Genomic DNA, 11,806 nt, shown 5'->3' with positions numbered 1-11,806 from the left:
AGTTAAAACTGCCCCCCTAGCCCCCCAATTCTGGGGGGAACCGGATTCAAAGTCCCCCAGAATTGGGGGATTTAGGGGGCAGATATAATGCGTTTTGCTACTTTTGAATTAGCTTTTAAATGAAATTGCAAACTCTATTTAAATCACCGCTAATTCTGGGGTTTCCGATTCTGGTTCTGTACCAAAGTCATCCGTATTCATTAACCGATCGATCGCCCGATCGAGTAATTCCATGCCTTGATGCACATTCTCGATCGTGCTTAATTGTCCGCGCAAATCTGCTGCTCCGGCAAAGCCTTTCGAGTACCAGGTCATGTGTTTCCGGGCTTGGCGTACTCCGCGATCGCCCTTATATTCCCACAACATCCATAAATGCTCACGGGCACATTGCAACCGTTCGATCGGAGTCGGCACAGGTTTAGTCATTCCAGTTTTCAAGAAATAATCAATTTCACCCACTAAAAACGGATAGCCCAACGTTCCCCGCGAACACATCACCCCATCGGCTCCCGTCAGTTCCAGACATTTAACCGCCGCTTCGACCGAAAAAATATCGCCATTGGCAATCACTGGAATCGATAGAATTTCCTTCACCCGGGCAATCCATTCCCACTTTGCCAAGCCGTTATAGCCCTGAGCGCGAGTCCGGCCATGCACCGTGATCATCTGTGCCCCGGCATCCTCCATGCGTTTGGCGAAATCCAGAATATTGATTTCCTTATCTGTCCAGCCAATCCGGGTTTTCACCGTCACCGGAACCTTGACCGCCTGAGTCACCGATCGCACGATCGCTTCTGCCACTTCCGGTTGCCGCAACAACGAGGAACCACCGCCATTCTTGGTGATCTTGTTCACTGGACAGCCCATATTGATATCGACGGTATCTGCCCCTTCTGCGACGGCCATCTGTGCCGCTTCTGCCAGAAAGTCTGGGCGACAGTCAAACAACTGAATACTAATCGGGCGCTCGTTCGGGTCTACCTCCATAATCTTGGGCAGTTCCTTCACGTAATGCAGTCCCGTCGCATTCACCATTTCGGTATACATCATTGAATCGGGTGCATACCGCCGCACCAGCCGCCGAAACACCAGATCCGTGACTCCCGACAACGGTGATTGCAGCACCCGGCTCTTGACCTCAAACGGACCAATCTTCAGAGGAGCAGCGAGGCGTTCTTGCAGGGCAGGCGACAAAGAAACCATAGCGAACCAAACGGAATTAGCTTTCTCATTCTATCGCTGCGGAATTGCATCGGTAAACCGACCATGAGATTTCGGTTTACCTAACCCAGCAACGTCAGGCAACTTATTAGAAAAAATCGGGAACTACGACCGGAGAATTACGGTTTACCTCAATGCTACAAACCTGAGCCTGTCTTACATTAGAAACATCAGGAACACGACAGAGTTCAAATAAAAAAACTAGAACTCAACTAACAGTCAAGCCCTGAATATCTGATTTATTCCTTAACACTTTGATGCTGAAACGTTACTCAGTTTCTCCACACCTAACCCAGCACAAGTACGCAATCAATCCATCAGTTTCAGGAGGTAATCGTATGGCAATGATTCGTTGGCAACCGTGGCAAGAAATGGAAACCCTGCGTCGTCAATTTGACCAATTGTTTGACGAATTAGCTCCAATTAGCCGGGATGCGGTTTCTACCGTCACAGGTCGCGCTTGGGCACCCGCGATCGAACTGAAAACGACCGAAACCGATGTGGTACTCCGAGCCGAACTCCCTGGCATTGATGCCAAAGACATCGACATTCAAGTGACCCAGGATGCCGTCTCGATTTCCGGTGAATACAAGGCTGAATCCAAGACTGAAGACCATCAACTCTTCCGAACCGAATTCCGGTATGGCAGCTTCCGGCGGGTAATTGGTCTGCCGATCGCTGTCCAAAATGACAAAGCCAATGCTGAGTTCAAAGATGGCATTCTGACCTTGACCTTGCCGAAAGTGGAAGCCGATCGCCCCAAAGTCGTGAAGGTGAGCCTGAACGGTACGCCGATCGCAGCGACTCCGACCGAGGTAACTGAAGGCTAATGGTATCGGGGGATGAGCAATCTGGGTTTGCCCTTATCCCCCTTTCTCAACTGCCCGATCTCGACTGTCCAAACCGCCCCACCCAGGTACGGTAAATACGCCTTCATCAGAAGTGACGATCGCGCTCAGTATAGTAGACAGGCGTGTTGTGTAGCCGTCAGTCACCCTGCAAGAAATCGCTTCCGGTTACTGTCCCTACCGCAATACCCTGTCGCCTTTTTAAGGTCTAACGTTCGTGGCACGTCGCCACTCGTAGAAATTTTTGATTTAGTGAATGGAGCCGAAGCACAATGGCAAAAGTTGTCGGAATTGACCTAGGGACTACAAACTCGTGTGTGGCAGTTATGGAAGGTGGTAAGCCCACTGTGATTGCTAACGCCGAGGGCTTCCGGACTACCCCATCTGTTGTGGCGTTCGCGAAGAATGGCGATCGCTTAGTGGGTCAGATTGCTAAACGGCAGGCAGTCATGAACCCCGAGAACACCTTTTACTCTGTCAAGCGGTTCATTGGTCGTCGCTTTGATGAAGTGACCCATGAAGCGACGGAAGTCTCGTATAAAGTTTTGAATGTGAATGGGAACGTCAAACTCGACTGTCCCACCGTGGGCAAGCAGTTTGCTCCCGAAGAAATCTCCGCTCAGGTATTACGGAAGCTGGTCGAAGATGCCAGTAAGTACCTGGGAGAGACTGTCACCCAGGCGGTGATCACTGTTCCCGCTTACTTTAACGACTCCCAACGGCAAGCCACCAAAGACGCGGGCAAGATCGCTGGGATTGAAGTGCTGCGGATTATCAACGAACCAACCGCTGCCTCCCTTGCCTACGGGTTAGACAAGAAAGCCAACGAAACCATTCTGGTGTTTGACTTAGGGGGCGGTACATTCGACGTGTCCATCCTGGAAATTGGCGATGGCGTGTTTGAAGTGTTAGCGACCTCTGGAGACACGCACCTGGGCGGTGACGACTTCGACAAGAAGATCGTGGACTTCCTGGCGGAAGAATTCCGTCGCACGGAAGGCATCGACCTGCGGAAGGACAAGCAAGCGCTGCAACGGTTAACGGAAGCGGCTGAGAAAGCCAAGATTGAACTCTCTAGCGTCACCCAGGCAGAAATTAACCTGCCCTTCATTACCGCGACTCAGGATGGTCCAAAGCACCTCGATACCACGCTGACCCGCGTTAAGTTTGAAGAACTCTGTGCCGATCTGATCGATCGCTGCCGTATCCCCGTCGAAAATGCCCTGCGGGATGCCAAGCTCGACAAGAACAATATCGATGAAGTGGTGATGGTGGGTGGTTCGACCCGGATTCCGGCGGTGCTGGAACTGGTGAAGCGCTTACTCGGTAAGGATCCCAACCAAACCGTGAACCCGGATGAAGTGGTAGCAGTCGGGGCGGCGATTCAAGCCGGTGTGCTGTCCGGTGAAGCGGGAACCGAAGGTCTGCTGCTGCTAGACGTGACTCCACTGTCGCTGGGTGTGGAAACCCTGGGTGGCGTGATGACCAAGATCATTCCGCGTAACACCACGATTCCGACCAAGAAGTCTGAGGTCTTCTCGACCGCCGTTGACGGACAGAGCAATGTGGAAATCCATGTGCTCCAGGGTGAACGGGAAATGTCGAACGACAATAAGAGCCTGGGAACCTTCCGCTTAGATGGTATTCCTCCGGCTCCCCGAGGTGTACCTCAGATCGAAGTCACCTTTGATATTGATGCCAACGGCATTCTGCAAGTCACTGCCAAGGATAAGGGGACGGGCAAGGAACAGTCGATTAGCATCACTGGCGCTTCTACCCTGCCGAAGGATGAAGTCGATCGCATGGTGAATGAAGCTGAGCGCAATGCCAATGCCGACAAGGAACGCCGCGAGAAGATCGATCTGAAGAACCAGGCAGATTCGCTGGCCTACCAGGCTGAGAAGCAAATGGCGGAACTGGGCGATAAAGTCTCTGCTGACGACAAGAGTAAGGTCGAAGGTCAGGTAAAAGACTTGAAAGACGCGATCGCGAAAGAAGATTTCGACCGCATCAAGACGCTGACCACCGAACTTCAGCAATCGCTATACACGATCGGTAGCAACATCTATCAACAAGCGGGTGGCGGTAGTCCTGAAGATGGTGGAGCCGCTCCTCCCCCTCCCGGTGGATCTGCCTCCGGCGGTGATGATGATGTGATTGATGCTGACTTCACCGAAAGCAAGTAGTCCGACTAGCTAGTTCCGACTGGTTGAGTCGGTGCATCGCTCCATAACTAAGAGGGCTGATAGAAGCAGAGCATTCTGGACTCTATCAGCCTTTTTTTACTGTCATACTTTTAAGGGCAGCGGCTCTACCCACAGCGGGTCGCGATCGTTAAGGCTAACTTTAGCTACACAAATTGATCAGCCATATTATCCACTTCAGGGTAGAATCCACCCCTACTAGCCTCTACCGGACTCATGATTTAATCGGGTCTACTGGGTATCTCGTTAATCTGTCTTAAATCGCTTTAACCTTCCTTAACTTTTTGCTACTAGTTAGTAATGGACTACTGAGAGCCTCCATGACGATCGCCAACCTGCCCGACATCGATATTGCGCCGTTTATTGATCACGCCCTGCTGGCTCCTACGGCTACGCCGGAACAGGTCGAACAATGGTGTGAAGAAGCCGATCGCCTGCATTTCGCGGCGGTTTGTGTCCAACCGACCTACGTTAAGCAGGCAGCCGACTTACTCCACGGCAAGCGTCCTAAAGTTTGTACAGTGATTGGCTTTCCCTATGGCGCGACGACCTCCGCCGTTAAGCTTTATGAAGCGCAAGATGCGGTGGAAAATGGGGCGAGCGAACTGGATGTGGTGATTAATATTGGTTGGCTGAAAGCGGGCATGACCAATGAGGTACATCGCGAAGTTGCCGAAATCCGGGAAGCCACCGGACAACTGGTGAAAGCGATTCTGGAGGTTGCCCTGCTGACGGATGCCGAAAAACGCTTGGCGGCTGAACTCTGTATGGATGCGGGAGCCGCCTTGATCAAAACCAGTACAGGGTTATATGGCGGAGCCACTGTTGCTGATGTCCGGCTATTAAAAGAACTCACGGGCGATCGGGTCGGGATTAAAGCCTCTGGGGGCATTCGTACTGCCGAACAAGCTCTGGAACTGATTGTGGCAGGGGCAACTCGATTAGGTACCTCTCGGGGACCCGATATCCTGCGACAGCGCGATACCCTGGGAGAGGAGTAAATGAAGCAGCAGACCGCGCCAACTAATCAAACTTATTTATGAGCGGCACCTACAAAGCCACTGGAATTAATTTGAAGGCAATGCCTATGGGGGAAGCCGATCGCTTGCTGACTGTCCTCACGCGGGAACATGGGTTGGTGCGGGTGGTGGCAATGGGATCGCGCAAACATAATTCTAGTCTGGCGGGGCGGAGTGGTCTATTTGTCGTCAACGATCTGCTGATTATTAAAGGCAAATCGCTGGATAAGATTGCCCAAGCCGAAACGCTGGAATCCTATCCCGGTTTAGGGCTGGATTTGAAGAAGCTCACTGCCAGCCAATACCTGGCTGAACTGTGTCTCTGTCAGGCATTAAGTGACCAGCCGCAAGAAGAATTATTTTCCTTACTGAATGAGCATCTAAAACGAATTGAGCGATCGCCTAGCACCGAAGTCCTGGCCCGACTCACCCATGCCACCTACCAACTGCTGATTCTGGCAGGTCTAGCTCCTCAAGTTCATCTCTGCTGTGTCACTCGCCAACCCTTAATTCCTGACCCCACCGATAGCAATTGGCGAGCCGGATTCAGCATTCCGACTGGAGGGGCGGTCACGTTAGCCGCACTGGAAAAACTGCAACTGGGCAAACACCAACCGACTCGACGGGTCGCCGTCGCGTCATCCGCTGCTCACACAGCCATAGAGAATCCTAGAGCGAACAGTAGCACCGGATCCTATCAATTACCGCCACCTACCCTGCGATCGCAGTTAAATCGTCAGTTGACTGCTCCGGAATTAATCTTGCTGCAACAGTTGGCTCAGGCAGAATTACCGGAAACCGACACTATTCAATCTGTGACTTTGGCAGCAGATGCTTTAGAAATTGATCGATTATGGCTTTCCCTGGAACGCGCATTGCGGCATTATGCTCAGTATCATTTCGATCGTCCCATCCGGTCTGCCAGTTTAATGGATGCCTGCTTTCTGACCCCGCCAACCCACCCCTAATCCTGTCCGAGCTATGATTCAACTCTCGAACTCCAACCTGGAATCAGCTGTGTTGCTCTCAAGTGATCCCCGCTATTCCGGCGATCGGCAAAAGCAATCCCCAACGTCATATCGAGATGCGTCGAGCAACCAGTTATCGTTTCCAGAGTTGGCGGAGGAGCCGACGCATGGCAAGGACTTGCCGGAACGCCCCGTTTTAGCTCAGGATATCTCTAGTACTGAGGAGAGTTCTTCGCTAATGTTTCGCTCTGAGGAAGATACGCTCCCAACTACCGATGAGATGCAACCGACCGATGCTCGGACTCCGGCAATGAACGATCGTGCCTCCCAGTCTTCCCTGCTGCCCGTGGGGGATGCGTTAGTGGATCTAGAGGAGGAGGGTGGAGATAGCTTAGAGCCCGAATCTGGATTTCTCCCTGTTCTGCGGAATCGTCAGTTTCTGACGCTCTGGAGTGGTCAGGTCTTCTCGCAATTGGCAGATAAGGTGTATCTGGTATTGATGATTGCCTTAATTGCCAGTCGTTTTCAGGCAGAAGATCAGACGATTAGTGGCTGGGTGTCCTCAATTATGATTGCCTTCACGATTCCGGCAGTCCTATTTGGCTCGATCGCGGGAGCGTTGGTCGATCGCTGGTCAAAACCGGGGGTCTTGGTGGTAACGAATCTGCTCCGGGGCGGGTTGGTGTTTGCCCTACCCTTTTTACTATGGCTGACCAAAGGCTGGACTCCCTTAGCCGGACTCCCCGTAGGCTTCTGGATTCTGTTGGCAATTACCTTTCTAGTCTCTACCCTGACCCAGTTTTTTGCTCCAGCGGAACAAGCGGCGATTCCGTTGATCGTCGAACGCCGACATTTACTGTCTGCCAACTCCCTCTATACGACCACCATGATGGTATCGGTGATCATTGGGTTTGCAGTCGGTGAACCGTTGTTAGCCATTGCCGACCACCTGATGAATTATTTCGGTTGGACAGCCGTGGGCTTAGGCAAAGAATTAGTCGTGGGCTGCGGCTACGCGATCGCGGGGCTAATTCTGATTCTGCTGCTGAAGCCCGATGCCCAACGTCGCCGCCAGATCAATCAGGTCAATGGAACCAATGGGAATGGGGCGATCGCGACAGAACCACCGCATATCTGGGAAGATATTCGCGACGGGCTGCGGTATCTCGGTCAACAACGCCGGGTACGGAGTGCGCTGATCCAATTAGTGATTCTATTTTCTGTCTTTGCGGCTCTAGCCGTGTTAGCGGTACGTCTGGCAGAAGTGATCCCAGAGATTAAGTCATCCCAATTCGGCTTCTTGCTGGCAGCGGGTGGAGTGGGGATGGCGATCGGGGCGACGTTCATTGGGCAGTATGGGCAACGCTTTCCCCATGCTCAATTGAGTTTGTATGGCTCGATCGGAATGGCAGCGTCTTTGCTGGGGTTGGCACTATTTGCCCAACAATTAGTCCCGGCTCTGCTATTAATTAGCTCGTTGGGAGCATTTGCCGCCTTAGTCGGAGTCCCCATGCAAACGACGATTCAGGAAGAAACGCCGGAGGATATGCATGGAAAAGTCTTTGGGTTGCAAAATAACGCGATCAATATTGCCCTGAGTTTGCCACTGGCATTAGCTGGAGTAGCAGAAACCTTTTTGGGGCTACGCGCCGTGTTTACAGGATTAGCGCTACTAGTGATTGCCGGGGGAGGAATTACCTGGTATGTGAGTCGTAGCAAACAAGAATAGTGGTTTAACGCTAAGTGGGCAAGGAATTCCGGCTTATCTGAACTCCAGCGATCGGAGAAAATCTGGTATAACTTCTGACATCTGCTTAATTTTAGTTTCGATCGCTCCTTTAGCGCCTCCTTCTGTGTCCACTACCCGAACAAACCTGAATGCATATCGCTTGGCTCGGAAAGAAATCCCCTTTTTGTGGCAACGTTACCTATAGCCGCGAAGTCACTAACATCCTGCGGGATCTGGGTCATCAAGTCAGCTTTTTCCACTTTGCTCAAGATGAACCCCCACCGGATAATTGGCCGAGCTTTGGCGAAGAAGTAACGATCCCATTTCTCTACAAGTCCCAGATTTACACGATCCCCAGCCTCACCTCCAAAAAGATTCTGACCCAGTCTCTGGAGGAATTGCAGCCAGATGTGGTTCATGCTTCGCTGACCCTATCACCCTTAGATTTTCTCCTACCAGAAATCTGTAGCGATCTAAACCTACCGTTGATCGCCACATTTCACCCTGCCTTCGATCGCAAACTTCGTAACATCACCTCTGGGACGCAACATCTTACCTACCAGCTTTATGCCCCCTGGTTAGCCAAGTACGATCGCGTGATTGTGTTTTCCCATCTGCAACGACAACTGTTGATTCGATTGGGTGTTCCCGCCGATCGCGTAGTGGTGATTCCGAATGGAGTTGATATCCAGAAATACTCGCCTGGGGCTTCCACGCTTAAAGCCGAACTGGGGGCTAAGCGGATTTTTCTGTATCAAGGACGAATCGCGCCAGAAAAGAATGTGGAATCTCTCCTGAAAGCCTGGAAACAAAGCCGAATGGGAGACGATACCAAATTAGTCATCGTCGGCAATCATGGACCTCTCGCAGCTTCTCTGATGCCCTTTTATGGGGCAGAGCATGGAATTATCTGGCTGGGCTTCATTGCTGACGAACAACGCCGAATTGATATCCTCCGTGGCACCGATGTGTTTGTGCTGCCATCTCTAGTCGAGGGGCTATCGCTTTCCTTACTAGAGGCAATGGCTTGCGGGGTTGCCTGCGTGGCTACGGATGCGGGTGCTGATGGCGAGGTGTTGGAAAACGAAGCCGGAGTGATTCTGAAAACCCATAGTGTCGCGACTCAACTGAAAATCCTACTGCCCCAACTGCGGGATCATGTAAGCTGGACAACACTTTTAGGGCACAATGCCCGTCGTCGTGTCGAAGAACGCTATACCTTAAGTCATAACATTGCAACGTTAGTTAAGCTGTATGACGAGGTTGTAGAACAACAACCGATCGTGGAAAGTGTGACTGGACGGGCACAACGACGGTTTGCTGCTAAGGTTTTGCAGTCCATTCAACGGTGAGCTAATCAGGAAACTTTATCGAGAAATGTTAAGACAGTACAAAGCGGGTAAACTAACATGAGGTTGATCGCCTACCTTGTTGGTGGGTTGTCTTCTGAAACTACCCGATTGTCTGTCAACGGGTTTCCAAACCCAGAAAGAACTTGAAACATAGGCATACGTAATGGAAACGATCTATCAATATGCCTGGTTGATCCCTGTCCTGCCGCTGGTCGCGGCAATGATTGTCGGATTGGGCTTAATCTCCTTCAGTAAGCTAACCAGCAGCCTGCGGCAGGTCGTTGCCGTGTTTATTGTGTCAGTTACAGGGGCAGCAATGGTGCTGTCCTTTGCGTTGTTATGGAGTCAGTGGCAGGGGCACGAAACCTACACTCAAATGTTTGAGTGGGCAGCCGCTGGAGACTTTCATCTCAGTATGGGCTACGTGGTGGATCACCTGACTGCCCTGATGTTGGTGATCGTAACCACGGTGGCGTTCCTGGTCATGATCTATACCGATGGCTATATGGCGCACGATCCAGGCTATGTGCGCTTTTATGCCTATCTAAGCTTATTTAGTTCTTCCATGCTGGGGTTGGTCGTGAGTCCCAACCTGGTGCAGGTATATGTGTTTTGGGAACTGGTGGGCATGTGTTCCTACTTGCTCATTGGATTCTGGTATGACCGCAAAGCTGCCGCAGATGCCTGCCAGAAAGCCTTTGTCACGAACCGTGTGGGTGACTTTGGGCTACTCCTGGGGATTCTGGGGCTGTACTGGTCAACCCATAGTTTTGATTTCAATGTGATTGGCGATCGCCTTCAGGAACTCACCCAAACCGGCGCTATTAGTACTGGATTGGCAGCCCTATTCGCCATTCTGGTGTTCTTAGGACCGGTAGCGAAATCCGCTCAGTTTCCCCTGCATGTCTGGCTACCGGATGCAATGGAAGGTCCGACCCCGATATCAGCACTGATCCACGCCGCAACGATGGTTGCCGCCGGAGTCTTCCTGATTGCCCGCATGTTTCCGATGTTTGAAGGCATTCCTTCATCCATGAGTGTGATTGCCTGGACAGGAGCCTTCACTGCCTTTATGGGGGCGACGATCGCGATTACCCAAAACGACATCAAAAAGGGGTTAGCCTACTCGACGATGTCGCAGTTGGGTTACATGGTCATGGCAATGGGTGTAGGTGCTTACGGCGCTGGACTATTCCACCTGATGACCCATGCGTACTTCAAAGCCATGATGTTCCTCGGCTCCGGTTCGGTGATTCATGGCATGGAAGGTGTGGTTGGTCATGATCCTGCCTATGCTCAGGACATGCGGATGATGGGTGGTTTACGCAAATACATGCCGCTGACTGCCGGAACCTTCTTTATTGGCGTTTTAGCGATCTCCGGGATTCCGCCGTTTGCCGGATTTTGGTCAAAAGACGAAATTCTCGGCTCTACCTATGCCGTTAACCCCACCCTATGGGTGATTGGCTGGTTGACTGCCGGAATTACCGCCTTTTACATGTTCCGGATGTACTTCACGACCTTTGAAGGTGAGTTCCGGGGCAAGGATGCCGACATTCGCAACCAGATCAAAGCCGAACAACTGCAAGCGTTGGGGATCGCCTTTGGGCCAGGAGCGATGAATCCCAAGGAACTGACGATCGCCCATGATCACCATGACACCCATGATCACGAGGCGCATGGTCATGATCACCATCATGCGGATACGCCCCATGAGTCGCCGATCACCATGACATTGCCCTTGTTGATTCTGGCGATTCCTTCAATTGCGATCGGGTTAGTTGGTACGCCCTTTGGCAACTACTTTGAAGCTTTCATCCATCCACCGGGTGAAGTGCTAGAAGCTGGGGCAAATGGTCTACCCACTGAGGAATTAGGCGAATTTGCCTTAATGGCAGGTAGCTCTGTGGGCATCAGCTTGATTGGAATTACCCTGGCTTCCTTAATGTATCTGAGCCGCAAAGTTGATCCAGTGGCGATCGCTCAGAAGATTCCCTTCCTCTACAACCTGTCTAAGAACAAGTGGTATGTGGATGAAATCTACGATGCGTTATTTGTTCAGGGCAGTCGGCGGTTAGCCCGACAAGTGTTGGAAGTCGATTACAAGGTGGTTGATGGCATCGTCAACCTGGCAGGATTAGTCACCTTGTTAACGGGTGAAGGACTGAAGTACCTGGAAAATGGTCGCGCTCAGTTCTATGCCCTGATTGTCTTTGCTGCGGTTCTAGGACTCGTGATCTTTTCTGGGGTAACTTGAACCCAGGATTACCGCTGGTAGTGGTTCAACTCGATCGATGTTCTGAGTGAACCACTACGCGCAATTCCAAATTCAATCATCCAGATTTTGGATGGCATGAGCATCGGTGAGCAATTAAAATTTTGACCACACTCTAATCAACGCCTGGATGAGATTCTCGCTCCAATCCCCTCTGGCAACCAATGGAATCGGGATTCAACCTTAGAAT

9 protein-coding genes are annotated in these 11,806 nt (G+C 51.5%); 8 read left to right on the top strand and 1 reads right to left on the bottom strand.

Annotated elements, in window-relative coordinates; translation table 11 throughout:
* Positions 1–138: 138 nt before the first annotated feature.
* Entirely contained in the window at positions 139–1,203 is a 1,065-nt protein-coding gene (gene dusB, locus ACN4EK_RS03670) for a tRNA dihydrouridine synthase DusB (protein ID WP_431656122.1), read from the bottom strand.
* Positions 1,204–1,559: 356 nt separating this feature from the next.
* Between dusB and ACN4EK_RS03665 the strand changes: the two genes are divergently transcribed.
* The 8 genes from ACN4EK_RS03665 to ACN4EK_RS03630 all read left to right on the top strand — a co-directional run bounded on the left by ACN4EK_RS03665 (position 1,560) and on the right by ACN4EK_RS03630 (position 11,598).
* The gene (locus ACN4EK_RS03665) at positions 1,560–2,051 is read left to right on the top strand and encodes an Hsp20/alpha crystallin family protein (RefSeq protein WP_431656121.1); all 492 of its coding nucleotides are present in this window, start codon (positions 1,560–1,562) and stop codon (positions 2,049–2,051) included.
* Between the two features lie 12 nt (positions 2,052–2,063).
* Positions 2,064–2,369 carry a hypothetical protein gene (locus ACN4EK_RS03660; protein ID WP_431656120.1) on the top strand — a complete coding sequence of 102 codons (306 nt, stop codon included), beginning with the start codon at positions 2,064–2,066 and terminating at the stop codon, positions 2,367–2,369.
* A complete protein-coding gene (gene dnaK / locus ACN4EK_RS03655; protein WP_431656119.1) occupies positions 2,342–4,255 on the top strand; it encodes a molecular chaperone DnaK in 1,914 nt (637 codons plus the stop codon). Before ACN4EK_RS03660 ends, dnaK begins: the two co-directional genes overlap by 28 nt.
* A 338-nt stretch (positions 4,256–4,593) precedes the next feature.
* The gene (deoC, locus tag ACN4EK_RS03650; protein WP_431656118.1) at positions 4,594–5,274 is read left to right on the top strand and encodes a deoxyribose-phosphate aldolase; all 681 of its coding nucleotides are present in this window, start codon (positions 4,594–4,596) and stop codon (positions 5,272–5,274) included.
* Between the two features lie 38 nt (positions 5,275–5,312).
* Positions 5,313–6,260 (top strand): DNA repair protein RecO, encoded by a 948-nt coding sequence (recO, locus tag ACN4EK_RS03645; RefSeq protein ID WP_431656117.1) that lies wholly within the window; start codon positions 5,313–5,315, stop codon positions 6,258–6,260.
* A 49-nt stretch (positions 6,261–6,309) separates the two neighbouring features.
* The gene (locus tag ACN4EK_RS03640) at positions 6,310–7,989 is read left to right on the top strand and encodes an MFS transporter (RefSeq protein WP_431656116.1); all 1,680 of its coding nucleotides are present in this window, start codon (positions 6,310–6,312) and stop codon (positions 7,987–7,989) included.
* A 149-nt stretch (positions 7,990–8,138) separates the two neighbouring features.
* The gene (locus ACN4EK_RS03635; protein WP_431656115.1) at positions 8,139–9,341 is read left to right on the top strand and encodes a glycosyltransferase family 4 protein; all 1,203 of its coding nucleotides are present in this window, start codon (positions 8,139–8,141) and stop codon (positions 9,339–9,341) included.
* Between the two features lie 163 nt (positions 9,342–9,504).
* Positions 9,505–11,598 (top strand): NAD(P)H-quinone oxidoreductase subunit 5, encoded by a 2,094-nt coding sequence (locus ACN4EK_RS03630; protein WP_431656114.1) that lies wholly within the window; start codon positions 9,505–9,507, stop codon positions 11,596–11,598.
* Positions 11,599–11,806: the final 208 nt, after the last annotated feature.

This window comes from Pantanalinema rosaneae CENA516 (genome assembly GCF_050753385.1).
GTDB lineage: Bacteria > Cyanobacteriota > Cyanobacteriia > Leptolyngbyales > Leptolyngbyaceae > Pantanalinema > Pantanalinema rosaneae.
This window is presented reverse-complemented; position numbering and strand designations above follow the sequence as displayed.

Excerpts from the sequence above, each read along its gene's own strand:
- ACN4EK_RS03630 (WP_431656114.1), top strand. The coding sequence starts at position 9,505 with ATGGAAACGATCTATCAATATGCCTGGTTGATCCCTGTCCTGCCGCTG.
- ACN4EK_RS03660 (WP_431656120.1), top strand. The coding sequence starts at position 2,064 with ATGAGCAATCTGGGTTTGCCCTTATCCCCCTTTCTCAACTGCCCGATC.
- dusB (WP_431656122.1), bottom strand. The coding sequence starts at position 1,203 with ATGGTTTCTTTGTCGCCTGCCCTGCAAGAACGCCTCGCTGCTCCTCTG.
- ACN4EK_RS03665 (WP_431656121.1), top strand. The coding sequence starts at position 1,560 with ATGGCAATGATTCGTTGGCAACCGTGGCAAGAAATGGAAACCCTGCGT.
- recO (WP_431656117.1), top strand. The coding sequence starts at position 5,313 with ATGAGCGGCACCTACAAAGCCACTGGAATTAATTTGAAGGCAATGCCT.
- dnaK (WP_431656119.1), top strand. The coding sequence starts at position 2,342 with ATGGCAAAAGTTGTCGGAATTGACCTAGGGACTACAAACTCGTGTGTG.
- ACN4EK_RS03635 (WP_431656115.1), top strand. The coding sequence starts at position 8,139 with ATGCATATCGCTTGGCTCGGAAAGAAATCCCCTTTTTGTGGCAACGTT.
- deoC (WP_431656118.1), top strand. The coding sequence starts at position 4,594 with ATGACGATCGCCAACCTGCCCGACATCGATATTGCGCCGTTTATTGAT.